22 protein-coding genes, 1 tRNA gene and 1 pseudogene are annotated in these 24,786 nt (G+C 47.3%); 20 read left to right on the top strand and 4 right to left on the bottom strand.

Translation table 11 applies throughout. The annotated features are described in order from the left end of the window. Window positions 1-50 precede the first annotated feature (50 nt). From Dvar_RS23000 to Dvar_RS22990, 3 genes and pseudogenes are all read right to left on the bottom strand, one after another. Window positions 51-1,196, bottom strand: a complete 1,146-nt coding sequence (locus tag Dvar_RS23000; protein ID WP_419655462.1) for a glycosyltransferase family 4 protein — start codon at window positions 1,194-1,196, stop codon at window positions 51-53. Further along, window positions 1,193-1,762 (bottom strand): FHA domain-containing protein, encoded by a 570-nt coding sequence (locus Dvar_RS22995; RefSeq protein WP_419664147.1) that lies wholly within the window; start codon window positions 1,760-1,762, stop codon window positions 1,193-1,195. Before Dvar_RS22995 ends, Dvar_RS23000 begins: the two co-directional genes overlap by 4 nt. 39 nt (window positions 1,763-1,801) lie before the next feature. Next, window positions 1,802-2,068 (bottom strand): annotated as a pseudogene (locus Dvar_RS22990) (FHA domain-containing protein); the annotation flags it as partial. Between the two features lie 474 nt (window positions 2,069-2,542). On the opposite strand from Dvar_RS22990, the gene Dvar_RS22985 reads away from it, so the two are divergent. From Dvar_RS22985 to Dvar_RS22970, 4 genes are all read left to right on the top strand, one after another. Continuing rightward, window positions 2,543-3,271 carry a Stp1/IreP family PP2C-type Ser/Thr phosphatase gene (locus Dvar_RS22985; protein WP_419655461.1) on the top strand — a complete coding sequence of 243 codons (729 nt, stop codon included), beginning with the start codon at window positions 2,543-2,545 and terminating at the stop codon, window positions 3,269-3,271. A gap of 483 nt (window positions 3,272-3,754) precedes the next feature. Beyond that, complete coding sequence (locus Dvar_RS22980) at window positions 3,755-4,204, top strand: PilZ domain-containing protein (protein WP_419655460.1); 450 nt, start codon at window positions 3,755-3,757, stop codon at window positions 4,202-4,204. A 31-nt stretch (window positions 4,205-4,235) separates the two neighbouring features. Beyond that, a complete protein-coding gene (locus Dvar_RS22975) occupies window positions 4,236-5,081 on the top strand; it encodes an HDOD domain-containing protein (RefSeq protein WP_419655459.1) in 846 nt (281 codons plus the stop codon). 113 nt (window positions 5,082-5,194) lie between these two features. Further along, window positions 5,195-5,575, top strand: a complete 381-nt coding sequence (locus Dvar_RS22970; RefSeq protein ID WP_419655458.1) for a response regulator — start codon at window positions 5,195-5,197, stop codon at window positions 5,573-5,575. Between the two features lie 298 nt (window positions 5,576-5,873). On the opposite strand, the gene Dvar_RS22965 is transcribed toward Dvar_RS22970, so the two are convergent. After that, a tRNA-Arg gene (locus Dvar_RS22965) sits at window positions 5,874-5,950 on the bottom strand. Between the two features lie 119 nt (window positions 5,951-6,069). Between Dvar_RS22965 and Dvar_RS22960 the strand changes: the two genes are divergently transcribed. From Dvar_RS22960 to Dvar_RS22885, 16 genes are all read left to right on the top strand, one after another. Beyond that, complete coding sequence (locus tag Dvar_RS22960) at window positions 6,070-7,014, top strand: sigma-70 family RNA polymerase sigma factor (protein ID WP_419655457.1); 945 nt, start codon at window positions 6,070-6,072, stop codon at window positions 7,012-7,014. 93 nt (window positions 7,015-7,107) lie between these two features. Further along, window positions 7,108-8,817, top strand: a complete 1,710-nt coding sequence (locus Dvar_RS22955; protein ID WP_419655456.1) for a tetratricopeptide repeat protein — start codon at window positions 7,108-7,110, stop codon at window positions 8,815-8,817. 13 nt (window positions 8,818-8,830) lie between these two features. Then, window positions 8,831-9,652: a hypothetical protein gene (locus Dvar_RS22950; RefSeq protein WP_419655455.1), complete on the top strand. Its 822-nt coding sequence runs from the start codon at window positions 8,831-8,833 to the stop codon at window positions 9,650-9,652. 8 nt (window positions 9,653-9,660) lie between these two features. After that, window positions 9,661-10,125, top strand: coding sequence for a Mut7-C RNAse domain-containing protein (locus Dvar_RS22945; protein WP_419655454.1), 465 nt, complete (start codon window positions 9,661-9,663; stop codon window positions 10,123-10,125). Window positions 10,126-10,129: 4 nt separating this feature from the next. Beyond that, on the top strand, window positions 10,130-10,972 hold the full coding sequence (locus Dvar_RS22940; protein ID WP_419655453.1) for a P-loop NTPase: 843 nt from the start codon (window positions 10,130-10,132) through the stop codon (window positions 10,970-10,972). 2 nt (window positions 10,973-10,974) lie between these two features. Then, on the top strand, window positions 10,975-11,754 hold the full coding sequence (locus tag Dvar_RS22935; RefSeq protein WP_419655452.1) for an ATP-grasp domain-containing protein: 780 nt from the start codon (window positions 10,975-10,977) through the stop codon (window positions 11,752-11,754). Beyond that, window positions 11,738-12,919, top strand: a complete 1,182-nt coding sequence (locus tag Dvar_RS22930; protein WP_419655451.1) for a deoxyguanosinetriphosphate triphosphohydrolase family protein — start codon at window positions 11,738-11,740, stop codon at window positions 12,917-12,919. Before Dvar_RS22935 ends, Dvar_RS22930 begins: the two co-directional genes overlap by 17 nt. Beyond that, window positions 12,920-13,711 carry a UPF0280 family protein gene (locus Dvar_RS22925; RefSeq protein ID WP_419655450.1) on the top strand — a complete coding sequence of 264 codons (792 nt, stop codon included), beginning with the start codon at window positions 12,920-12,922 and terminating at the stop codon, window positions 13,709-13,711. Window positions 13,712-13,861: 150 nt separating this feature from the next. Next, window positions 13,862-14,245, top strand: coding sequence for a hypothetical protein (locus Dvar_RS22920; protein ID WP_419655449.1), 384 nt, complete (start codon window positions 13,862-13,864; stop codon window positions 14,243-14,245). Between the two features lie 159 nt (window positions 14,246-14,404). Further along, window positions 14,405-17,008 (top strand): DNA mismatch repair protein MutS, encoded by a 2,604-nt coding sequence (gene mutS / locus Dvar_RS22915; RefSeq protein ID WP_419655448.1) that lies wholly within the window; start codon window positions 14,405-14,407, stop codon window positions 17,006-17,008. Window positions 17,009-17,015: 7 nt separating this feature from the next. Next, entirely contained in the window at window positions 17,016-19,025 is a 2,010-nt protein-coding gene (locus Dvar_RS22910) for an N-acetylmuramoyl-L-alanine amidase (RefSeq protein ID WP_419655447.1), read from the top strand. An 84-nt stretch (window positions 19,026-19,109) separates the two neighbouring features. Beyond that, window positions 19,110-19,901, top strand: a complete 792-nt coding sequence (locus tag Dvar_RS22905; protein WP_419655446.1) for an enoyl-CoA hydratase/isomerase family protein — start codon at window positions 19,110-19,112, stop codon at window positions 19,899-19,901. Between the two features lie 346 nt (window positions 19,902-20,247). Next, window positions 20,248-21,549: a phenylacetate--CoA ligase family protein gene (locus tag Dvar_RS22900; RefSeq protein WP_419655445.1), complete on the top strand. Its 1,302-nt coding sequence runs from the start codon at window positions 20,248-20,250 to the stop codon at window positions 21,547-21,549. Window positions 21,550-21,620: 71 nt separating this feature from the next. After that, the gene (locus tag Dvar_RS22895; RefSeq protein ID WP_419655444.1) at window positions 21,621-22,052 is read left to right on the top strand and encodes an ACT domain-containing protein; all 432 of its coding nucleotides are present in this window, start codon (window positions 21,621-21,623) and stop codon (window positions 22,050-22,052) included. 24 nt (window positions 22,053-22,076) lie between these two features. Continuing rightward, the gene (locus Dvar_RS22890) at window positions 22,077-22,301 is read left to right on the top strand and encodes a hypothetical protein (RefSeq protein ID WP_419655443.1); all 225 of its coding nucleotides are present in this window, start codon (window positions 22,077-22,079) and stop codon (window positions 22,299-22,301) included. A 170-nt stretch (window positions 22,302-22,471) separates the two neighbouring features. Next, window positions 22,472-24,781, top strand: coding sequence for a GspE/PulE family protein (locus tag Dvar_RS22885; RefSeq protein WP_419655442.1), 2,310 nt, complete (start codon window positions 22,472-22,474; stop codon window positions 24,779-24,781). The last annotated feature ends 5 nt before the right edge of the window (window positions 24,782-24,786 follow it).

Raw genomic sequence — 24,786 nt, 5'->3', positions numbered from 1 at the left:
GTCACTCCGTGTTGGGCTTGCTGTGTGAGGCGCAAGCGTGTGCGCTTTTTTTAGCGGATCAAGCTTTCGTAGACCTGGATGGTCTGTTTGGCGATACCCTTCCAAGACAAAATGTCTGCTATTGTATCGGCATCCTTGACCAATTTCATTAGCAGGCCAGGATCTTCGAGACACCGGATTATCGAATTCCCAAGCGCCATTGGATCGTTTGGCGGAATTTTCGCCCGATGATCCAACACTAAATCAGGCAGCCCGCCGGTTTGGGAGACGATCATCGGTTTGCGAAAAGATATCGCGGTGCCTCCCACGCCCGACTGGCTATCGAAGTGATGGTAAGGCAGAATAACCAGATCGCAGGCAAGAAAATATCGGTGAACATCAGCCGAAGGAATATATCCCAGGTGAGTGACAACCTGTTCTTCTATCCCATATTGCCGAATCATTGATTCATAAGGCGTCCAGCTTTGCCAAAGCTTGCCGACGATCAGGAGACGTGCTTCGGGGAATTGCCTGGCTACTCGGGAAAAGGCTGAAATAGCTGTGTCAACCCCTTTGTAAGGACGAATAGCGCCGAAGAGCAGAATCACTTTATGCTCGGGCGTAAACCCCATTTGTGCTCGTATGGCATCAGGATCTGCATTTGAATTGATCTGCAGATTCAGCGGGCCGTGGGGTATTTGGCTGATGCTGTCGGGGTGGATGCCAAACTGATCAATCAATTGCTGCTTATTCAATTTTGAATGGACGATGAAATGATCCCCAAAAAAGAATAATAGCTTAGAAATAAGAAAGAAAATGGGTGAGCGTTCATGCGACATCACATTGTGAATGGTAAACACCACGGGTTTACGCCGTAATTTAAAGATAACACAAAAACAAAGGTAAATAGGCGCCAGTGGCAGACTCCACCATTGAGCGTGAAGAATCGATGCCTTGCATCTTAGGCCTTCTCGTATCCATCCAATTGGATTATACCAGACAATATTTCGTTTTACTCTCAGGTTGGGGGAATGCAATTTGGGAAATGAGTGATCGTCTTTTAAGTCCCGACCGGGATATAGAAAGGTTGGATACATTTTTCTAAAAGAAATGAATTCTACTTGACAGGTGTGCTTGATTATTGAACGGGTCAATTCAAAGCAATAGCTGCTGATACCCCTTAGCGGCGGAAAAGATCCCAGAATAGTGATTTTCATTTGAAAATTTTTTTAAAAATGGATCTTGTCTTTTGTGATATGGATCGGTTGTTATTTTTTGCTTGGGATGCTGAATCCGTTTCCGTCATTTCCCCTGGCTCAGATTTTCTCTCCTGTATCTCCGCCAAACGCCCATCACCAAGAAACCTGAACCTGGGTCCTTGATCGGAAAGAGAAAGCTCCCCGCCCTGGGCGAGAACCGATTGGGTTTCAACGGGGCGACCGTTGATGGTTACCCGGCCTTTTTGCGTTAGATCCTTTGCATAGTAGTTATTATCAGAGAAAAAAATCTGGACATGCTGGCTGTCAAGCATTTTGTCGGCAATGACAAAGTCGCATTCAGGGGCGCTGCCTATGGTTATGGGCAACAAATTGTAAGATTGCAGCGTTTGACCGTACTGGATGACCAGTGGCGCATCCGTGCTAAAGACCTGGATCTCCTGATCAGCTCCCAAGGTTAGACGAGAGGCCGGAGAGGAAATCGTCGATGAATCGCTGGATTTAGATTTGTTTATTTCTGGATGCGTTGATGGAACGGTAGTGCTGCCGGCACCGATTTTTGTCAAAAAGCTAGCTTTGGGCCCCTTTTCTGAAAAAGTGATTACATCGCCATCTCTTAAGTAAACATCAGAAATCCGTTTCCCATTAACATAGGTGCCGTTCGTACTGACATCGATGATTCGAAATCGGTTGCCTTTGCATTCGATACGGGCATGCTGCCTGGAAATGGTCTTCATTTCTTTGTTAAAGCGGATTTGGCAAGCGGCTTGCCTTCCAATAAGAATGGGAAATTCTGAAAATTCATTGATTTGGCCTTTTAACGGGCCCTGTATGTGTACCAACTGAATGGTGATGGTTGGCGTTTGGGGCATATTGTCCCACCTAAAGGATTAAATCTTTTACTATCGGAGAATGTGTATCATTAATTGGCTGAAACTAGACGCTGATGTCACATTGCTTTGACTATAGCCGCAAACCCATGGTTGCTGTCAAGAAATTTCAACTCCTTTTCGCATGCAATTCCCTGTTACCAATATAAATATTCTATTTCAGAGCCGATTCCCTGTTATTATGACACAATCTCGAAAACTTGATTTGTTTTTGGCTGGATATTTGTTCAAATAATGATGAATGAAAAGGTGAAAAATATAAATTTTTTTTTAACCCTATTATTATCAGATAAAATATATGAAAGAAGCACGTTGACATTTTATTAAGTACGCAATAATATCAATTAATTATTGAGTGTTGAACCGATATCAAAGGTCGGCGGTGATTGTTTGGCGTAGCGCATTCGATCAACCTTTTTGAAAATGAGAGGTTGTAAAAAGGTACTTCAGGAATCAATGATGATTGCATATCATGGGGCTACCGATGTGGGGAATATCCGTCCCAATAATGAGGATATTTACCTAATTAATAAGATACGCCATTATTGTTTGGTTGCAGATGGTATGGGCGGCGCTGCTGCCGGTGAAGTGGCTAGTCAGATTTTCGCCGATACAGCAAAAGCAGTTTTCGACGGTTATGATGGTGAGGCTGAAACAGATGCCATCGCAAAGGTACAAAAAACATTTAACTTGGCCAACAAAAAAATCCTCAACCATGTTCAACGCAATCCAAGTGATCATGGAATGGGATGCACCGCCGAACTGTTGGTTTTTTTTAACAATGGGTTTGTCGTTGGCCATGTTGGCGATTCTAGAACCTATCGATTAAAGAATAATGGCTTTAAGCAGCTGACAAAAGATCACTCCCTGGTTCAGGACCAAGTCGATCAGGGGCTTATTTCTCAAGCGGAAGCCAGACGGCATGCCATGCGTAATGTAATCCTCAGAGCGGTCGGCGTAAGTGATACAATCACCATCGATGTAATTAAAGGGCGCAAAAGTACAGGCGATTTGTTTTTATTATGCAGTGACGGGCTGACCGATATGGTTGAGGATGCCAACATTTCAACGATACTACGGGAGAATCGACCATTAGAGGAAAAGTCAAAGGAATTGATCGCCCTGGCAAAAACGGCTGGGGGAAAAGACAATGTCACCGTTGTGCTAGCACACATTTATGAATAACCAAACTGGGCGATTCAAATTTTGATCTGCATGAAAATTGGCAAGCATGGTAACACGATAGGTCATTATTGCCTCCCAAAATTTGAATCGCCCAGTTTAGTTAATCCTCATTTGATTTGAAGCGCATTTCAACCTGATTCAGTTCGCAGCAGTTCTCTTTTCACCAATGAATTGTCCGAATTCCATCAAAAAACCGTCACCACCGCCAAATTTTTGTTACCTAAACTTGGCGATTCAAATTCTGGTATGCATGAAAAGGGGTAAGCATGGTAATACGATAGGTCTTTATTACCCACCACAATTTGAATCGCCCAGTTTAGGTGTTCATTAAAAGCGACTGATCCCATGGATTTAGACTGATAGGGATACCTAACTGGAGCGATTAGCAAAACGATTCATTTTTTTGGTTGCTGGCGCTTATCTTGCATTACTAATAATTTGGTTTTGTTCTTTTAACGCCAATCATTCTGATTCGAGGAGTTTATGAAAGAACGTCGGAAATTCAAGCGTTATGCCATGCCAAGGGGAACATTTGCCATATTAAGAAACGAATTGGAGCAGCTAAACAATCATCGGCAAATGAGCATCGGCGAGATCGCCATGGTTCTGTATAAATCAGAATCGCAAATGGTGGGGCAGGTGGCGAACATGAGTTTTGGTGGTATGGCCTTTGAGAGTAACCGTTGTCATCTCCCTGCGGCAAGTAAAATAGAACTAGATCTGTTGATGACAGAAAAAGGAATTTATCTGCATAATATCCCTTTTACCCTTTTGCAGAAAACTGCTTCTAAAAAGACAGGCAAGCAGGTCGATTCTTCGCAAAGGGCCGTATTGCGCTTCAAAAAGCTCGATCCAACATTAAAAAAGGAACTTCGGGAACTAATGGCTCACCATATCGGGTTAAAAAAACGCAATTCAACCAGGTTGCCATAAAACCCAAACCAAGAAAGCGAAAAAAAATTCGATGGCCACACTCGAAGCTATTATCGACGAGATTGATCAATTGAAGCCCGTGTCGGACATAGCCGGGAAAGTCATGTCTCTTTTGGATGATCCGGATTGTGGTTTATCCGATTTGGTCGATATTATTCGGTTTGAACCCGCACTGACAACCAATGTACTCAAACTCGCCAACTCAGCCTACTTTGGTTTGCCGGGTAAAATTGATGATGCAAAACAAGCGATTATATACCTGGGTATGACGCAGGTGGTTGAATTGGTTTTGTTGGCTTGTTGCTCAGAGCCATTTAAGGGCTCCCATGAGGGATACGAAATGGCCAAGGGTAATTTGTGGGAAAATGCTGTTTCCGGTGCGATAATGGCTAATCATTTAGCCCAGATCAAAGGCATCAAGCAAAGCAGCCTAACCTTTTCAGGCGCTTTGCTGCGTGATATTGGCAAAGTGATAATGGATCCATACGTAGATTCAGCCAAGGATAAAATACTTGGTCGCTTGAAAGCAAAAGATTTGACATTCTTGGATGCTGAGCGTCAAGTCCTGGGATATGATCACACCCAAATCGGTGCGTTGATCGCAAAAAAATGGAATTTCCCATCAGCTTTGCAATGTGTGCTCAGGTATTATCATATCCCCCTGGAGGCAAAGGGGTGCTTCATTGAAGCCTCGATCGTCTATTTGGCTGATGCCATGTGTCGAAAAATGGAGATCGGATTAGGGCTGGATGATGCTTACTATATGGAAGATGAACGCGTCGCTAAATCGCTAGGGTTTACCGAGATACAAACCCAAGTCGTGATAGACGATTTTGGTCAAAAAATGGAACGTGTCAAGGCACTTTTTGAGAGTTGATAATAAAGGAGGGTTTTTTTCACAATTTGCTAAAGAATCAACCGACAAAACCGATACTAAAAAATCGAAAGCATTTGGAACTCAACTACATATTGAAATACCGGAGGTAAGTGATGGCGTATAAGATCCTTACGGTTGACGACAGTAAAACCATTCGGATGATCGTCAAAAAGGCCTTTAAACCATATAACTGTGAGCTTTTTGAAGGTGAAAACGGGGTTGAGGGATTGGCCATTGCTGCCAAGGAGCAACCGGATCTGATCATTTTAGATATCACCATGCCAGTAATGACTGGCATTGAAATGCTTGGAAAGCTGAAAGCGGAGAGTGATTTAAAGGATATCCCGGTTATCATGCTTACCGCTGAATCAGGTAAGGAAAATGTGATGCAGATTGTGAAAATGGGTGTTAAAGACTATATCGTCAAGCCGTTCAAAGGGGAACAATTGATTGAGCGCGCAAAAAATATCCTCAAGCTACGCCCCGTTGAATGAGTGGGGGGATATTCAAGCCTAATCTTTTATCCGTCTTATTTGCCGATTAATGTGTCTTGCCCCGCAACCCACCTTTCCTCGATGATTTTAGGATCTTGATTGCCTGATAACGCCTAAAGCTTTTTTAAAAAACCCATGTTAGAACAACCCCAAGTTCGGCATGGGTTTTTCCATTGTGGTAAGGACAGGCCGAATTATCGTTTTTCAAATAGCAATTGAATATGCTATATTATAAAACTTTGGAAGGTGATGCGGAGTAACGAATGGATTTTGCTGGCTTAAAAACAAGGATAAACAATGGCGCGCCTGGCAGGATTCGAACCTGCGACCTACGGATTAGAAGTCCGTTGCTCTATCCAGCTGAGCTACAGGCGCTTGAATTATCGGGGTCCGTAGCATAGTGAACGAGAAATGTCCATATGAAAAAGAAAATCATTCATATGCGGCGGTAAAAAATACGAACCCATCATTATCGGCGATGCCCGGGTAGAGGAATGAAAAAGGAAAAAGATAAGACTGTAAAATCAGCAAAAAATAAAGCTAAAGGCCAAAAGGCTGATGTGTCCAACGATAAATCCCTGATTAAATACGACCCACTGCAACGCTATCTGTCAGAAATCAGCCGGTATCGATTGTTGACGCGCGAGGAAGAAGTGGTGTTGGGCAAGCGTGTCCAGGAAGAAGGCGACCAGGAGGCGGCCTATCGTTTGGTTACATCCAATTTGCGCTTGGTGGTAAAAATAGCGCTGGAATTTCAACGGGTGTGGATGCAAAATCTGTTAGACTTGATTCAGGAAGGAAATATCGGCTTGATGCAAGCCGTAAAAAAATTTGATCCTTACAAGAATGTCAAATTTTCTTATTACGCGTCTTTCTGGATCAAGGCCTATATTTTGAAATTCATCATGGATAACTGGCGTCTGGTCAAAATCGGTACCACTCAGGGACAACGAAAACTTTTTTTTAAATTAAAAAAAGAGAAACAGAAATTGATCGAGCAAGGATTTGATCCGAAGCCTAAATTGCTTTCCCAAAGATTGGGGGTCTCCGAACGTGAAATTATCGATATGGATCAGCGTTTGGATGGCTGGGATATCTCTCTCGACGCCCCGCTCAAAGAGGATTCTGATACCGAACGAATTGAGTTTATGAGTACGGAATCTGAGTCTGCGGAGGAGACTGTGGCCAAAAAGGAGATGGAATCCCTGCTGCACGAAAAAATTGCAGAATTCAGAACACAGATGACTGAAAGGGAACTGGAGATTTTTGATAAACGGATTTTTTCCGATACGCCTGTAACCCTTCAGGAAATTGGTGATAAATATGGGATTTCTCGAGAACGCGTGAGACAAGTTGAAAAGAATGTAGTCAAGAAAATGAGAGATTATTTCAAAAAAGAAATACCTGATTTTGAAACCTATACCGAAGGTGCCTCCTGATTTTCGCATCCATTGCCTTCTTCCAATGCTGTGCCATTTGGCCCACCCGGCACCCCCTTTTGGGGATCGTTGCCAAGCTGAAAGTTAAGTTGAATGAAAATAATTTATGCTAAATTATCAAGCCTGATTATTTGTTTCATTGCCTTATTTGGATGCGTACATTCAGAATCTGACAATTGGTTGGCAAGCCCTCCCTCCGATGCAGGGCAAGCGGACAGGCCGGTCAACGCCTACTACCTTTTCACCGCGGCTCACATGGTTATGAAAAATGGCGATATCGATCAGGCGATCGAGTTGATGCGAGACGCACTTACCAAGGATCCAGAATCGGCCTATTTAAAGCGAGAATTGGCCCGTCTATGGTTAATGAAAAAGGATACGGTTACGGCGATCAATCTTTTGGAAGATATTCTGGTCAGTCATCCCGATGATGTCGAAACACTGATCTTGTCTGGAAAAGTTTATCAAAATGTTGGTGAAAAGACCAAAGCCGTGGAGGCATTCGCGCGTGTGATTCGCTTAGATCCTTATCAACAGTCGATTTATCTGGCTTTGGGTGCAATGTATATGGAACAGCAACAGTGGGATGAAGCGAAAACGGTCTATGAGCAGCTGGTAGAAAAATATCCTGGATTTTACGCAGGTTATTTTTTTCTTGGGCGAATTCATGCGATTCAAAATGACCACCAGGCCGCCAAGCGGTATTTTGAAAAGACGTTGGATTTAGAACCGGATTTGGTTGAATCGCGCTTTGAACTGGGCGCGCTCTACAAAGCGGAAAAGAAATTTGAACAAGCGGCCTCCATCTACAAGAATATTTTAAAACGTGATCCTAACAGTATCTTGGCCAAAATGGCGTTGGGGCATGTATACTTTCAAAATGGGCAAAAAAAGCCTGCATCCGAGATATTTGCATCGCTAGGACGATTAAGCATGACAGACCAGGAGGTTATCCGAACCCTGGTTAGGCATTATTTAGACGCCCAGGATTATGAAACAGCCATAATCATCATTGAAGGCATGTTAAAAGGTGCACCGGACAACGCCGATCTTAATTATCTGGCTGGTGTCGCCTTGGACGGTCTTGGAAAAAAAGACGAGGCCATCAAGCAGTTTAAACAGGTGGTACCGAATTCTCGATTTTTTCGCAATGCGGCAGTCCACACCGCATTGCTTTACCAGGAAATGGATCAACTCAAAACAGCCATTGATTTCCTCTTGGAAACAATCGATAAGGATCCTCAAAATCCGGAATTTCGGCTTTATCTCGGTTCATTTTACGAGCAGGCCGAAGCTTATGACAAAGCGGTGCAAACACTCGAAAAAGGTCTTGAACTGGATCCGGATAATCCGCGTATCTATTTTCGTTTAGGGGTTGTGTACGACAAATGGGGGAAGAAAGAAGAATCCATTGACGCCATGCGGCAGGTTGTGAAATACGAGCCGGACAATGCCAATGCGCTTAATTATCTGGGTTACACATTTGCCGAGATGGGTATTAATCTTGACGAAGCCGAACAACTGATTCGCAAAGCGCTCGAATACAAGCCGGGTGACGGATATATTACCGATAGTTTGGCCTGGGTTTACTATAAACGCGGGCTATACGAAAAAGCCCTGCAACTGCTGAAAAAAGCAGTCGAGGTGGTTCCGGACGACCCCATCATTAGAGAACATATCGGTGATGTTTACGACAAATTAGGGATGACCGAACAAGCAATTGACAGTTACCGGCAATCCATCGAGCAAGGACATACCGACAAGGCCGCGATCGAGGAAAAGATCAGACAGTTATCACCATGATTGATGGGTAAGCATGACCGCATTTATCAGTTCCTTCCTTCAGCATTTATTGACCAAACGCCGCATGTCCTTTTCCACACTTCAACCTGTGTGGGTGGGGGTGTTGATACTGGTGCTGACAACGGCCTGCAGCCACTTCGGCGCCTTGCCGTTGCCACGTGACCCTGCTGCGGAAAAGATGATTGACACATTAAAGCAAACCAATATCGATCTGATCCGGTTCAAGTGTGTGGGTAAAATTAGCGTTTCCGGCCCCGAACAACCCGCTGAGTCCTATCGCAGCGCCATTGCCGGTCAGTTGAACGATCATTTGCGGATTGATCTGTTTGCCCCCTTTGGCGGTGCAGCCGGCTCGGTTGCCAGTGATGGCAAGCATCTTTTCCTTGTAATGCACGCGTCCGGCAAATATTACAAAAAACGATTTCAAAATGGCAGTTTATCCCGTTTTGTGAAAATGGATGTAACGGTTGGGGATTTGCTGGCGCTATTGGTCGGGCGTATTCCGATCGAGGATGAGCGAATTGCCCAAAGCATGCCCTTGGAAGATACGGATCATTCTGTTGTGGGTCTTGTTGATCGACGGGGCAACACACGCCAAAAAATTATTTTTGACACAGATGGCCGGCCCCTACGGGCACTATGGTTTGATCCGCATGGCAAGCCAATGCTTGCGCTGGAGATCAGCGGTCAGCAGATCATCGATGGCTTTCTCATCCCCACGCAGGTTGACCTTTCGGCTGCCTCTGGGCAAACGGTTTCAATTCGTATCGAACGGTATCAAGCCAATCCGTCTCTGGATAAAACCCTGTTTGTACTGCCACCGATTTCCTCTTGAGGTAATGGATGCGTTTTGCTACAGATGCCACACTTGGAAAACTGGGCCGGCATCTACGCGCCGCCGGATTCGATACGGTCTGCCAGCATGAACGTGGAACCCACATTTTTTTTAATGCCCTAGAAACGGATCGCATTATCCTGACGCGGACAGTGAAGGTGCAGGTCCGGTATAAGCACCGCCCTTTGTTGTTTATTCGAGATAATGATCCGATCGAGCAAATGATTCAGGTTTTCAAGGATTTGAATATTGGGCCCGCTGATATCAATCCTTTTAGCCGTTGTCTAATCTGCAACCTTGAAATTACGCCAATTGATAAACAATATTTACAGGGAAAGGTTCCGGTTTACATTTGGCAGCATCACCAAAAATTTTATATTTGTAACAGCTGTAAGCGAATTTACTGGTCCGGCAGCCATCACAGGCGCCTGACTCAGCGGTTTGAAACGTTATTTAAAATAAAGGATGTATAACTTTATGAGTGAAAACCAACCTGAGCAAAACAATCCAGGCAATGTCCAGGGAGATCCAGATCCCCAGGATGTCAATATCAATGCGACGCTTTCAAAAATAAAAAATAAGATCATCATTATGAGTGGTAAGGGTGGCGTGGGAAAATCTAGTTTTGCCGCCAACCTTTCCGTGTCTTTGGCCCGTAAAGGCTTTCCAACTGGGTTGCTCGACGTGGATTTGCACGGCCCCAGCATTGCCGGTATTTTGGGAATCAAAGGGCTTTTGGATGTTCATGAGAATCAGAAAGTAATCCCCAAACCCGTGGAAGAACATCTGAAAGTGGTCTCCATGCAATCACTGATGAAGGATCCGGATCAGGCGGTAATCTGGCGAGGCCCGGCAAAAACAGGGATCATCAAACAGTTTATCGCCGATGTGCAATGGGAGGCCTTGGACTTTTTAGTCGTTGATTCACCGCCGGGAACAGGTGACGAACCCTTAAGCGTTGCCCAGACCATTCCTGGGGCTAAGGCCCTGATTGTCACCACTCCTCAGGAAGTGGCTTTGGCCGATGTCCGAAAATCCATCAATTTTTGTCGAACGGTCAATCTTGAAATTCTGGGGCTGGTGGAAAATATGGGGCCGTTTGCCTGCCCGTGTTGTGGGAAGACCATTGAACTGTTTAAAAGCCAAGGCGGGAGATTGACGGCCGAAAACATGGGATTGACCTTTTTAGGATCATTGCCCTTTGATCCTCAGGTCGTAAAGATGTGTGATCAAGGCACCCCCATTGCCACCCACGCCACCGACACACCATTTGTCCAGGCGCTGGACAATGTGGTTCAGGCCATTATCGGCCGGTTATAGTTATGGCGTTGCAGGTCCTGGCGCTGGAAGCGCGCTTGCGCGCATGCCGCAACGTGCGCACCATCGGTGTGCGTCCCAACTTTACGGACTACAATCCAGAAGAAGTGGCGCTGATCCGACGTGCGGAAAAAATTTATTATCCCACGGCGTTTTATGCAGACCTGTTCGATGCCATGGGAAAGGCGACCTTTCCCAGTTATCACACATATAAATGCGTTCAAGATAAGATCAAACAAAGTGCGCTGTTTCAGTTGGTCGGATTACCCCATCCCAAAACGCGTGTATTTTACGGCAAACGCCAGCAATTGAAAATCAAACGGCATTTCCAATATCCGTTTATCGCCAAAGAGCCGCGTGGGTCTGCCATGGGGCGAGGGGTTTTTCTGATCGAAAACGATGCCGACCTTGAACATTACACCCAGGGTCGGCATGTCTGCTACATTCAGCAATACCTGACTATTGACCGTGATATCCGGGCCGTGGTGATCGGCAGTCAGGTGGCCCATGCCTATTGGCGGATTGCCAAAAAAGGAGAATTCCGAACCAATGTGGCCAGAGGTGGGCGCATCAGTCTGGAACCGATACCAAAGACGGCCATGGCCCTTGCCATTCACGCAGCCAAAACCTGCGGGTGGGATGATGTGGGGCTGGATATCTGTTATTTTGATGGACAATACATGATCCTGGAGGCCAATATGAAGTATGGTCGTGAAGGATTCAGGGCCGCCGGGATTGATTATTATGCCATGATGGAGCGAATGATTGATGAAGGATATATTTGAAGACTTCAAAACCCCGCCTATCCTGGACCATCTCAAATCAACATTAGATCATCGCGAACGGACAATCTTTTCTCCCACGGCAACATTAAGTGAAACCGGCCGACGCCGACACCCCATTAATGATGCCGCTGCCGGTTATCGTCAGGCATTTTCTCTGGATGCGGATCGAATCCTGCACGCCAGTGCTTATGCGCGCTATATCGATAAAACGCAAGTTTTCTACCTGATTCCAAACGATCATATTACCCATCGGGTGCTGCATGTCCAGCTGGTTTCCAAAATCGCACGCACCATCGGCCGTTTCTTGAAACTGAATGAAGATCTGATCGAGGCCGTTGCCCTGGGCCATGATATCGGTCACACCCCCTTTGGCCATGAAGGCGAAACGTATTTATCCGAATTATGTGTCAAGGCCGGCATTGGGTATTTCTTGCATAATGTACAGAGTATTCAATTTCTCGATCGGGTTGAGCGCAAAGGGCAGGGATGGAACCTATGCTTGCAGACCCTGGATGGTATCCTGTGTCATGACGGTGAAATCCATAACCGGCTGTTAACACCCAATCATAATAAGGATTTTAATACCTTTGAAGCTGAGATCACGGCCAAGAAGAACGATCCTAAAACACCGATTATTCCCATGACTACCGAGGGGTGTGTGGTACGCATGGCGGACACCATTGCCTATATCGGCCGGGACCTGGAAGATGCCATTCGTCTGAATATTCTTCGGCGCAGCGATATTCCGCGATCCATTGTCCGTATTTTGGGCAATACCAACGGAACCATTGTTTACCGTTTGGTTACCGATATCATCCAGACCAGTCAGAAAACGCAACATGTAGCTTTCAGTCCTGAAATATCCGATGCGCTCAAAGCGCTTAAGGCATTCAATCTCGAGCGGATTTACCAGAATCCAAAGAGCAAAATTCATTCTGGTACCATTAAATCGCTGTTTGCCAAACTTTTCGAGACATGTTTGGATGATCTGGAAAAGGACAACCGCGACGCGGGAATTTTTTCCGGATTTTTGGCGGACATGTCGGATTCATACTTGGCCCAACACAGCTATGCGGAAATCGTCAGGGATTATATTGCAGGAATGACCGATCGATACTTCCTGCACCAATTCCCTGAGAATCTTCGCCCCCAGGTGCAATCCTAAATGGTACCCAAAAATACTAAACCGTCTGATCGAAGACGTGGTCGTCAACCGACGGATTTTTGTGAGCGCACCTATCGCCAGCGTGTCGGGGTCGTCGGTCTAGATACCTTTCATGTTATATCTCAAGAGACCGACTTGATGATTCAGGCCGATAAACGATTTGAACGGGAGGCCCATGAACAGGTGCAGGCCTGCCGGGCCCATATCGAAGGGTATATCATGCGTTATCCGGATTTTGCGAGTACACTGCAGCCTTGGTTCAACGCGGACTTTGCACCGCCCGTGGTTCGGCAGATGGTACAGGCTGGACAGGCGGCCGGCGTAGGGCCCATGGCCGCCGTGGCCGGGGCGATCGCCGAAACTGTTGCCCGCCACCTGTTAAGCCTATGCAAACAGGTGGTCGTTGAGAACGGCGGTGATATTTTTCTTAAAACGGACGATACCGTTGTGGTCGGTCTGTTTGCCGGGGATTCTCCACTGAGCATGAAATTTGGAATTAAATTGCCGCCTGCGGCAGATGGGGTGGGGATATGCACCTCATCGGGCACGGTGGGCCATAGCCTGTCCGCAGGATCGGCGGATGCGGTATGTGTGATCTCTCCATCATGCGCGCTGGCCGATGCAAGTGCCACTGCTATCGGTAATCGAATTCAGTCTTCAAAAGATATCAAAAATGCCATTCATTTTGGCAAATCCATACCCGGGATAAGCGGTATTATCGTTGTTCGAAATCGCGAAATAGGTGCCTGGGGCAGCGTTGAATTGGTTCCCGGCAACCGAAAAAAAGGTTGAGTTTTACAGTGGAAAAGGATAAAGATGCTTGATAATCAAAGGGTTTTTTACGATATGGAATAATATTCGGACCGATGGTCCAGGCTAGTCGGTGCGACATTTGCTGGATAACCCAAAACCAACGCGAACCAGGGAGGAAGAGGTACGTACATGAAAAAGGTGAAAATCGCCTTCTGGATTATCATTTTCGGCTTTGTCGGGCTGGTTATCTTTCAAAACAAAGGGTTTTTCATGTCGAAAAGCCAAATGATTCTGAATCTTGGCTTTTTCTACTATGAGACACCATTCTTGGCCAATGCGATTTTTTTTGTGGCGTTTTTTCTCATTGGCATCTTGATTTCCTATTTCCTTAGTCTGTTCAAGCAATTCAAAGACGCGAAAACCATCAAAGCGCTTAGGGCAAAAGAGGCTAGCTTGGTTGATGCGGTTTCATCTTTAGAGAAACAGCTATCCGCCCAGCAAGCCGCGACTACTGAGGAAATCGCCCGGCCGGTTGTTGAGGAACAACCTCCACAAACGGCCGTCGAGACCTAAATTACAGTCAATTGAATCGTCGGCAACGGCGAAAATGGAAAAAAGATATCCTGTCACCTGCCTTCCCATCGGGGGAGGCGCCCTGATCATCCGTCAATGCACTATTTTTCAAGCATCAAAACTTTTTCCTGATTGATGACCTCTGTAAAAACGACTCCAATGCTTCAACAATACCTCTCCATTAAGGAGCGGTATCCTGACGTTCTTTTGTTTTATCGCATGGGCGATTTCTATGAAATGTTTTTCGAAGACGCACAGGTCGCGTCCCGGGTGCTTGAAATCACCCTGACCTCGCGCAATAAAAACCAGGAATCGCCTGTCCCCATGTGCGGTGTGCCCTACCGCGCAGCCCAAGGCTACATTTCCCGGTTGATTGACAATGGTTACAAAGTGGCCATTTGCGATCAGGTCGAAGACCCCAAAGCCGCTAAAGGACTGGTCAAAAGGGAAGTGGTGCGGGTAGTGACGCCGGGTATGATCATTGAAGATGAACTGCTTGATGCCAAAGCCAACAATTTTATTTTGGCGGTGGCCTGTCACAACCAGTTGGTGGGGATTGCCAGCCTGGATATTTCTACCGGCATGTTTCGCTTGACTGAGACGGAGGATGCTCCGGCCGTCATCGATGAGATCATGCGGTTAGCCCCAAGAGAAGTTCTGATCGCGGAAAATCTTAAGGCTGAGGATACGTTTTCCGTCCTTTTTGACAGCTTGACCGGTTTCGCGGTTACCTCGTTGGATACTAAGGTTTTTGAATTTGCGCGGAGCCGTCAGCGGCTGCTGGATCAGTTTGACATTTTGTCTCTCGACGGTTTTGGGTGTGAAACCCTGAAAGCCGCGGTCAGCGCCGCCGGGGCACTGATTTATTATGTGAGTGAAACCCAGCGGCAGAAGATCGAACACCTGGATGGAATGCAAACGTATTCTTTGGGGCAATTTCTAATTGTTGACGATCAGAGCCGTCGCAACCTGGAATTGTCGGCAAACATACGCTTGGGCAATCGTCAGGGAACCTTATTGTCGATTTTGGACCAGAGTGTCACGGCAATGGGCGGACGACTTCTAAGCGACTGGTTGCGCTATCCCTTGCTTGAACCAGACCCGATCGAGGGGCGCTACAATGCTGTTGCCGAGGCCGTGGAAAAGATCCAAATTCGCAAGGATCTGCGAAACTGTCTGAAGTCGGTACAGGATATTGAACGGCTGGGCAGCAAAATCGCCATGGGGCATGCCAATGCTCGGGATCTCACATCCCTGAAAAAATCGATCGCGACAATACCCGAGCTTTTGGGCATTCTTGACGGCTTTTCGGCGGAGCTGTACCGTTACGGTCAATCGACAACCCCATTAACTGAACTGGCCGAGAACATTCATCGTGCGATTCGCGAGGATGCGCCACCGGTGATCAGCGATGGTGGAATGATTTGCGAAGGATTTGATGACGAACTAGATGAATTGATCCGAATCAGTCGTGACGGCAAAGGTTGGCTTGCCGAGCTTGAAACCAAAGAACGCGAGGCGACAGGCATCAACACCCTCAAGGTGCGTTTCAACAAAGTTTTTGGATATTACATCGAGGTGCCGCGCAGCCAAAGCAAATCCGTTCCTGATCATTATGTGCGCAAGCAAACCCTGGTCAATGCGGAGCGCTATATTACCGACGACCTTAAACATTTTGAATCCAGGGTGCTCAACGCGCAGGAACAGCGCGCCAGTCTTGAATTAAAAATTTTTAGCGCCATTGTTGGTGAGGTTAAAGCACATCACAACGACATTTTGTCCCTGGCCCGGTTCATTGCCCAGGTGGATTGCCTGAGCACATTCGCTGATGTGGCGCAGACCAATGGCTATTGCCGGCCGACATTGAATACTGAGGGCGTGCTGGATATCCGCGACGGTCGTCACCCGGTGGTGGAAAAGCTGATCACCGCCGAACGATTTGTGCCCAATTCGATCCGATTGGACAACCAGGACGATCAGGTGATCATCATTACCGGGCCGAACATGGCCGGCAAATCAACCGTTTTGCGCCAAGTGGCGCTCATGACCATTATGGCGCAGATGGGCTGTTTTGTGCCTGCCAAGAAGGCTGAGATTGCCATCACCGACCGTATTTTTACACGCGTTGGCGCCTTGGACAACCTGTCTGCCGGGCAAAGTACGTTTATGGTGGAAATGCAGGAAACGGCAAATATCCTCAACAATGCGACGGCCAACAGCCTGGTTATCATGGATGAAATCGGGCGAGGAACGTCTACCTATGATGGTTTAAGTATTGCCTGGGCCGTGGCCGAACACCTGCACAATTTAAACGGCATGGGCACGCGAACCTTGTTTGCCACGCACTATCATGAGTTGACCGAGTTAGAACAACAACTCGAACGGGTGAAAAATTACAACATTGCGGTCAAGGAGTGGAACGACACGATCATCTTTCTCAGGAAATTGGTTGAAGGCGGCACCAATAGAAGCTATGGAATTCAAGTTGCCCGACTGGCCGGCATACCGGAGCCGGTGATTAAACGATCCAAAGCCATTTTAGCCCAGATCGAGGACGGATCGCATCCCAAGGCCGTTGAAAAAAAGAAAGTAAAGGACCGATCCAAAAAAAAAGACGGCCATGTGCAGTTGGCCTTGTTTAGCCCCATGGAACGAAAATTGGTAGAGACATTGCAGATGTTGGATTTGAGTCGCATGACGCCCATGGAGGCCATGAATTTATTGAATGAATTGCAAAATAAGGCACAAACGGTCGTTTACTGAAACGTTCATGGTTATGATGCAGCCAACGCGAACAGCCCGGCGGTGCGTTGCCGCCCTATGTTTAATGGTGTTATTTATTCTGGCCGGCACGGTTGTTGTCCAACCCGCTTATGCCGTAACACCTAAAAAACAGTATTTAATAGCTGAAAAGGCCTATGCTGCGCTTAAAAAAAATCCACGCCACCAAAAATACCGCGACAAATGGATGGCCTGTATCGAAAAGTACGAGCGCGTTTACCAGCTGAATCCATCCGGACCCTGGGCCGCGGCAGGGCTTTACCAATCGGGCATTTTGTATCTAAAGCTGCACAGACATTCCGGCGTCGCCAAAGATCGCCAGGCGGCGGTCGATGCCTTTGGGAAGGTGATCCAGACGTTTCCCAAAAGCCGGTATACGTCCAAATCCAAAAAACAGCTGAAGCGCTTGGGCCAAAAAATCCCACCACCACGCAGCGCGGTTGCCGACGCTCATCTGAAAAAAGGGCACGCCGCTTATCAACGACTGCTGGACAGCAAGCGAAAACAAAAATATCGCGATCAATGGGAAGCGTGTATCAGGCATTTCAAAAAAGCTTATCAGACCGACAAGACCGGACCTGCGGCTGCCGAATCACTCTACATGAGCGGTTTGCTCTACAAAGGACTGGCCGGAAAGTCGCGACGGGAGTCGGATACGGCGTCTGCCGAGGATTTTTTTCAGCAGGTGATACAGGCGTTTCCCAAAAGCCGCTGGGCTGAAAAAGCCCGGAGCGAATCGGGCCAGCACGGTCAATCTAAAATGGTTCGATCAAAAACCGCTGAAGATCCGGTGGCCGGTCTGATCAAACAAAACCAAGCGAAAAAGCGTGCCACCGTGAAAAAGAAGTCGACCCTAAAAAATGGGATGATTACCATCGATGGACTGCGTTTTTGGTCCACCCCCAGTTATACACGTATCGTTATTGATGCGGATCAAGAAACCAGTTTTTCTCACCGCCTACTTAAAAAGGACCCTTCCCTGAAAAAGCCCCAGCGCCTTTATATTGACATGCAAAAAAGTCGTCTGGGCAGTGATATTCAGCGTGTCATCCCCATTAATGATGATCTGTTACGTGATGCCAGGGCAGGGCAGTACACCGGTGATACAGTCAGGATCGTGATTGATATCAAATCGTTTAAGCACTACAAAATTTTTTCATTGAAAAACCCGTTTCGTGTTGTTTTGGATGTGTGGGGCCAAGATGCGGACACGCCGGCGACCAGTGATCCCATCGGACAGTCCACCGCCAAGCTTTCACCGGGCGCCATTGCCCGCCAACTGGCACTGGGCGTCAGCCGTATCGTTATTGATCCGGGCCACGGGGGCAAGGATTATGGCGCACCAGGGTATTTAAAAGGGGTTCATGAAAAACATGTTGTTTTGCAAATCGCCAAACGCCTGGCCCGCAAAGTTGAGCATGAACTCAAATGTGACGCCGTGCTGACCCGTACCACCGATCGGTACCTGACCCTTGAAGAACGAACGGCGATTGCCAATACACAAAATGCCGATCTGTTTGTCTCCATCCACACCAATGCGGTAAGACATACAAGGGCCTATGGCATTGAAACGTTTTTCTTGAACCTGGCCACCGATGATGACGCGATTTTGGTTGCCGCTCGGGAGAATGCCACCTCGGCCAAAAACATCAGCGATTTGGAATCCATCCTCAACGATTTGATGCAAAATGCAAAAATAAATGAATCCAGCCGATTGGCGGCAATGGTACAGACAGAAATGTGCTATCACCTGAAAAAGAAGTATAGCCATATTCGCAGCAAGGGTGTAAAAAAAGCACCATTTTATGTGCTATTGGGCGCGCAAATGCCGGCCATTTTGGTGGAGACATCATTTATCTCCAATCCGCGCGAGTGCAAGCGACTGACCAATGCAACCTATCAGGAGGCGCTGTGCGACGGCATTGTTCGTGGAATTAAAAAATATATCAAAGAAACCGGTCCGACGGCACTGATTTACCCCGACCGTCGCGCCGGATAAAAAAGGATAACGGATTGCCGCCATTTTTTGCTGCATCCAAATGTTGATGAACGCATACTTTTTTCATTTAAGGAGGAGGAAACCATGGCTTATGAAAACATTATCTTTGAAGTGGCAGAGGGCATAGCCACCATCACCTTTAACCGTCCCAAAGCACTCAATGCGCTCAACGGGGACCTTTTGGATGAAATGGCCGATGCCCTGGACAAAATTGAGGAAGACGAGGATATCCGGGTGCTTGTGCTTACCGGATCCGGAGACAAGTCCTTTGTTGCCGGTGCGGACATTACCGAGCTTGCCACCTTCAATCCCCTGCAGGCCAAACTGTTTGCCCGTAAAGGGCTGCAGACCATCGGCCGACTGCAAAACCTGTTCATTCCGGTGATTGCCGCGGTAAATGGATTTGCTCTGGGCGGTGGCAGTGAGATGGCCCTGGCCTCGGATTTTATCTATGCTTCGGAAAATGCCAGCTTTGGCCTTCCGGAAATCAAGCTGGGGATCATTCCCGGTTTTGGCGGGACCCAGCGGTTGCCACGCTTGATCGGTGCCAGCATGGCCAAAGAGATGATTTACACAGGCAAACTGATTACCGCTGCCGAAGCTGAAAAAATCGGAATGGTCAACCGCGTATTGGCACCGGATGCCTTGATGGATGAGACCATGAAAACAGCGCGTGAAATCGCCGCCAAGGGAAAAGTTTCCTTAAGGGCCGCCAAACAGGCCATCAACAGCGGGTTGAACGTTGATATTAATACCGGTTGCCAGATCGAAACCGATTCCTTTGCCATTTGCATGGCCAGTGTTGATGGCAAAGAGGGAACCCGGGCATTTATCGAAAAGCGCAAAGCCGATTTTAAAGGCACACTGAAAGATTGATAAACTCGTAAAAAGTCGCCGTTCGGACGGAGTCGTAAAAGATTCGTTCGCGATGGCAGTTGTGGCTGACGGCAACTTAGAACCAAAGATAAAGTACAACCAACCATGGTCGAAAATTTTGTTGGTTTCAGGTCCTAAGTAATGCATATAGGCAAAGTAAAGGGCCGTGGGGGGATTTCCTTGCGGCCTTTTATTGTCGTCTATCATCAGTTAAGCGAGAAACAGGCAAAATGGTGATAATCCATTTTATAACATAACACTTTTTGTTTAGTCTGTTTTCCAATATTTTCAACTTTTGAAACGTTCAGTTTAGTTTGATCCACTATGGCGGGAAGGAGCCCGTAACATGATTTATGACATTGAATATGAAACCATGCCCCGTGAGGCATTGGAAGCAATCCAACTCCGGAGGCTTCAAACCACCCTTGAACGTGTGTACGCCAATGTTCCTTTTTACCGGAAAAAATTCAATGCGGCGGGTATCACTCCGGCCGATATCAAGTCGCTGGATGACATGCGACGCATACCGTTTACTACAAAACAGGATCTTCGCGACAATTACCCCTTCAATATGTTTGCCGTCCCCATGGACAATGTGGTTCGCATCCACGCCTCTTCCGGCACGACCGGAAAACCAACGGTCGTCGGCTATACGGCCAGGGACGTGGGGACTTGGTCTACCCTGATGGCGCGTGCGCTGGCAGCCGGTGGTGCATGGCGGGGCGATATTATCCATAACGCCTATGGATACGGCCTGTTTACCGGCGGGTTAGGGGTTCATTATGGTGCGGAACGGTTGGGGGCCTCTGTCATTCCAGTGTCCGGTGGCAATACCAAGCGGCAGATCGTAATCATGAGGGACTTTAAGCCCACCATCATTACGGCCACCCCCTCTTATACCCTTCATCTGGCTGAAGTGGCCGAAGAGATGGGGATTCCCATGGAATCAATGAATTTCAAGTTTGGCATTTTTGGTGCCGAACCCTGGTCCGAGAACATGCGCGAGGAGATTGAACGCAAACTAAACATTACCGCTGTGGATATTTATGGGCTCAGTGAAGTCATGGGGCCGGGGGTAGCCATTGAGTGCCATGAAGCCAAGCAAGGGCTGCACGTGTTCGAGGATCATTTCATCCCGGAGATTGTGGATCCAAACACGCTCGAACCCTTGCCCCATGGCGCCACCGGGGAATTGGTATTTACGTCGCTGACCAAGGAGGCGTTTCCGGTTATCCGCTATCGGACACGGGATATTACCTCGCTCAACCCCCAGCCGTGCGTATGTGGCCGCACCCACATACGAATGAACCGGGTTACTGGTCGCAGTGATGATATGCTGATCATTCGTGGGGTTAATGTGTTTCCCTCACAGATTGAAAGTGTGCTGATGGAAATCGAAGAGGTCGATCCGCATTATCAATTGGTGGTTGACCGAGAAGACAATCTTGATGTGCTGAACGTCATGGTCGAGATCGGTGAACGTGGCTTTAGCGACGAGGTCAGGGGGCTCCAACACCTGGAGCGGCGGATAACAAAAAACATCAAAGAATTGTTGGGCGTTTCCGCCAGGGTGAAGCTGGTCGAACCCAAGACCATTGCGCGTAGCGAGGGTAAGGCCGTCCGTGTTGTGGATAATCGTAAGATCTGATTTTTTTATTAAAATTAAGTAACACCACTCAAGTAGGCCAATCCAATGACCGAAAACAAAGGGAGGAAGGCATGCAGGTTGAACAGATATCCGTCTTTCTGGAAAACAAATCTGGTCGGCTTTCTGAAGTGACTGCCATTTTAAGCGAAGCAAATGTGAACATCCGGGCCCTGGCGCTTGCCGACACATCTGATTTTGGCGTTCTCAGGCTGATTGTCGATGATAGCCAAACGGCGCGTCAGACACTGAAAAACAACGGCTTTACCGTTGGCAAGACCCGTGTGGTGGCCGTTGGTGTGCCTGACCGTCCGGGTGGATTGAATGAAATTTTAATGATGCTCCATGAAGCTGATCTCAATGTGGAATACATGTATGCCTTTGTGCGTTCCTCGGGTAGCAATGCCGTAATGATCTTTCGAATCGAGAAATATGAGGACGCGATCCGTCTGCTTGAGTCAAAGGGTGTTAACGTCATTGATGGTGAGCACTTGTATAACCTTTGACCAACGCTAAAGGCAGGTTGATCGATGTCCAATAAACAGGTGAACCAATCTCAGATAATATGGGCTATTGCATTGATTCTGGCTGGACTGGGAGTCTTTTACCGTATTCCTCAGGTAATGCCTAAAATTGAGCAGATCCCACGATTTGCCAATGCCGCCGGTTTCATTCAGTTCTGTTTCTATTTTATGGGGGTTTTCCTTATTGGCGGGGGCTGTAAAAAGCTTTATGAGCAGTACCGCAAATCGTGAAGGCCCGGAAAAAGCCACCACAGTGGATTGGTGATTGGAGGGCAGCGCAGACTATCGGCGATGAAGGGAAAAACCGTTACATTTAAGAACGGTTTTTCCGATACTGTTGATAGTGTTGCAAGCGTTGTTTCCGTTTTTGTAATCAACCGAATAAATGTAGGTATTCATTTATGGCCAATGCAGAAATTACTTTGACCCTTGACGACACAGACAATGGCGCAACGTCCGAAACCAAGTATAAAGCCAAAATCCAGGACATTGGCAACCGTCTGAATGCGGCCAACAATCTGGGCGAAGCGTTAATTAATCTGCGGGATGAAATCTGCGAGCTGTTCGGTGCCGACCGAATTACCGTCTATGTGGTGGATGGTGTCAAGCGTGAACTGGTATCGCGCTTTAAATCGGGCAATGAGGTCGCTGAAATTCGAATCCCCGTGGCACAGACCAGTATTGCCGGTTATGCCGCACTGAGACAGACCCTGCTGAACATTAAAGATGCCTATGATCAGGATGCGCTCAACCAGATCGATCCGCAGCTCCAATTCGATTCAAAATGGGATCGCCAGACAGGCTACCGAACCAAACAGATTTTGGCCCATCCCATTGTCTATCAGAAATATTTGATGGGCACCCTGGAGTTGATTAACAGCAAAAGCGGCAGTGAATTCGGTCCTGCAGAAGAAAAGGCCATTAAAGAACTGTCCAAAATCATGGGGGTGGCCCTATACAATCAAAAACGGATCGCCGCCAAGGGGGGGCGCAATAATAAATACGATTACCTTTTGGAAAACCATTTGCTTACCCAAAAGGAGCTGGCCAAGGCCATTGCGGAGGCCAACAAGCGAAAAGAACCGATTTCCACCGTACTGATGAAGGATTTTAAAATTCCGAAAAAGGAAATCGGCAGTGCCCTGGAAAAATATTTCAAGACCAATTTTATCGAATACAATGCCAACTATCCCATTCCCGGTGATTTGATTGCAGGGCTGAAAGTGCCCTTTATGCGAAGCAATGTATGGGTACCGCTGAAAAGCGAGAACAAGAAGGTTGTCATCGCTGTCGACAACCCCCATGATCTGAAGAAAATCGATGAAATCAAAGCCTTGTTCCCGGGGCGTATGGTTACGTTCTATGTCAGCCTTAAACAGGATATCCTTGATTTCATCAAACTGTTTACCCATGATGAAAAGGAACTGGCTGAAATTGACGACATCCTCTCCCAACTTCAGGTGGAAGAAGAAGAGGTGGAAGAGGCGGAATCCGGTGTTGGCGAAGAAGACAGTGCCGTGGTTCAACTGGTCAATAAGATTATCATGGATGCTTACAACCGTAACGCATCAGATATTCACATCGAACCCTATCCCGGAAAACAAAATACCCAGGTGAGAATCCGGGTCGACGGTTCATGTACGGTTTATCAGACCATTCCGTTTTCCTATAAAAACGCAGTTGTTTCCCGAATCAAAATCATGTCTGACCTGGATATTGCCGAACGTCGGCTGCCCCAGGACGGCAAAATAAAATTCAAGAAATACGGCGGTAAAGACATCGAACTGCGTGTCGCCACAATCCCTACGCAAGGGGGACTGGAAGATGTGGTGATGCGTATTCTTGCCGCAGGAGAGCCCATCCCATTGGACAAAATGGGCTTTTCCAAACGCAATCATAAAAATTTCATCAGTGTGGTCACCAAGCCGTATGGGTTGATTTTTGTCTGCGGGCCGACTGGGTCCGGTAAGACCACCACCTTGCATTCGGCCCTTAGCTTTATCAACAAAACCGAAACCAAAATATGGACCGCCGAGGATCCCGTGGAAATCACCCAACGCGGGCTTCGCCAGGTTCAGGTCAAACCCAAGATTGGCTTTGATTTTGCCGCGGCCATGCGCGCGTTCCTGCGCGCCGACCCGGACGTGATCATGGTCGGTGAAATGCGTGATAAAGAGACCACCTCCATTGGCATTGAAGCCTCCCTGACGGGTCACTTGGTTTTTTCCACCTTGCATACCAACAGCGCCCCGGAGAGTATTACCCGTCTGCTGGATATGGGCATGGACCCATTTAACTTTGCCGATGCGATTTTATGCATCCTGGCCCAGCGGCTGGTACGAACCCTGTGCAGCACCTGTAAGCGAAGTTATCATCCTTCCAAAGAAGAGTATGACGAACTGGTCCGTGAATATGGAGAAGAGGATTTCGAGAAAAATCTGAATATTCCCTATAACGACGAGTTGGAACTGTACAAGGCCGAAGGCTGTGAAATGTGCAGTAATACCGGCTATAAGGGACGAATGGGGATCCACGAATTGCTGATGGGCACCGATGAAATGAAAAAACGGATTCAGACCAAAGCGCCTATGGAAGAACTTCGTGGCCAGGCGATTGCCGATGGCATGACCACGCTGAAACAGGACGGTATCGAAAAGATCTTCAACGGCTTTTGTGATTTGATCGAGGTGCGCAAAGTCTGTATCAAATAAGCCTG

Origin of the sequence: Desulfosarcina variabilis str. Montpellier (genome assembly GCF_048565275.1) — a bacterium.
Lineage (GTDB): Bacteria > Desulfobacterota > Desulfobacteria > Desulfobacterales > Desulfosarcinaceae > Desulfosarcina > Desulfosarcina variabilis.
Note: the sequence above shows the minus strand (reverse complement) of the source record. Positions and strands in the feature narration are given on the sequence as shown.

Coding starts and splice junctions, on each gene's coding strand:
- Dvar_RS23000 (WP_419655462.1), bottom strand. CDS start 1,196: ATGAAAATCACTATTCTGGGATCTTTTCCGCCGCTAAGGGGTATCAGC.
- Dvar_RS22985 (WP_419655461.1), top strand. CDS start 2,543: ATGATGATTGCATATCATGGGGCTACCGATGTGGGGAATATCCGTCCC.
- Dvar_RS22980 (WP_419655460.1), top strand. CDS start 3,755: ATGAAAGAACGTCGGAAATTCAAGCGTTATGCCATGCCAAGGGGAACA.
- Dvar_RS22975 (WP_419655459.1), top strand. CDS start 4,236: ATGGCCACACTCGAAGCTATTATCGACGAGATTGATCAATTGAAGCCC.
- Dvar_RS22970 (WP_419655458.1), top strand. CDS start 5,195: ATGGCGTATAAGATCCTTACGGTTGACGACAGTAAAACCATTCGGATG.
- Dvar_RS22960 (WP_419655457.1), top strand. CDS start 6,070: ATGAAAAAGGAAAAAGATAAGACTGTAAAATCAGCAAAAAATAAAGCT.
- Dvar_RS22955 (WP_419655456.1), top strand. CDS start 7,108: ATGAAAATAATTTATGCTAAATTATCAAGCCTGATTATTTGTTTCATT.
- Dvar_RS22950 (WP_419655455.1), top strand. CDS start 8,831: ATGACCGCATTTATCAGTTCCTTCCTTCAGCATTTATTGACCAAACGC.
- Dvar_RS22945 (WP_419655454.1), top strand. CDS start 9,661: ATGCGTTTTGCTACAGATGCCACACTTGGAAAACTGGGCCGGCATCTA.
- Dvar_RS22940 (WP_419655453.1), top strand. CDS start 10,130: ATGAGTGAAAACCAACCTGAGCAAAACAATCCAGGCAATGTCCAGGGA.
- Dvar_RS22935 (WP_419655452.1), top strand. CDS start 10,975: ATGGCGTTGCAGGTCCTGGCGCTGGAAGCGCGCTTGCGCGCATGCCGC.
- Dvar_RS22930 (WP_419655451.1), top strand. CDS start 11,738: ATGAAGGATATATTTGAAGACTTCAAAACCCCGCCTATCCTGGACCAT.
- Dvar_RS22925 (WP_419655450.1), top strand. CDS start 12,920: ATGGTACCCAAAAATACTAAACCGTCTGATCGAAGACGTGGTCGTCAA.
- Dvar_RS22920 (WP_419655449.1), top strand. CDS start 13,862: ATGAAAAAGGTGAAAATCGCCTTCTGGATTATCATTTTCGGCTTTGTC.
- mutS (WP_419655448.1), top strand. CDS start 14,405: ATGCTTCAACAATACCTCTCCATTAAGGAGCGGTATCCTGACGTTCTT.
- Dvar_RS22910 (WP_419655447.1), top strand. CDS start 17,016: ATGGTTATGATGCAGCCAACGCGAACAGCCCGGCGGTGCGTTGCCGCC.
- Dvar_RS22905 (WP_419655446.1), top strand. CDS start 19,110: ATGGCTTATGAAAACATTATCTTTGAAGTGGCAGAGGGCATAGCCACC.
- Dvar_RS22900 (WP_419655445.1), top strand. CDS start 20,248: ATGATTTATGACATTGAATATGAAACCATGCCCCGTGAGGCATTGGAA.
- Dvar_RS22895 (WP_419655444.1), top strand. CDS start 21,621: ATGCAGGTTGAACAGATATCCGTCTTTCTGGAAAACAAATCTGGTCGG.
- Dvar_RS22890 (WP_419655443.1), top strand. CDS start 22,077: ATGTCCAATAAACAGGTGAACCAATCTCAGATAATATGGGCTATTGCA.
- Dvar_RS22885 (WP_419655442.1), top strand. CDS start 22,472: ATGGCCAATGCAGAAATTACTTTGACCCTTGACGACACAGACAATGGC.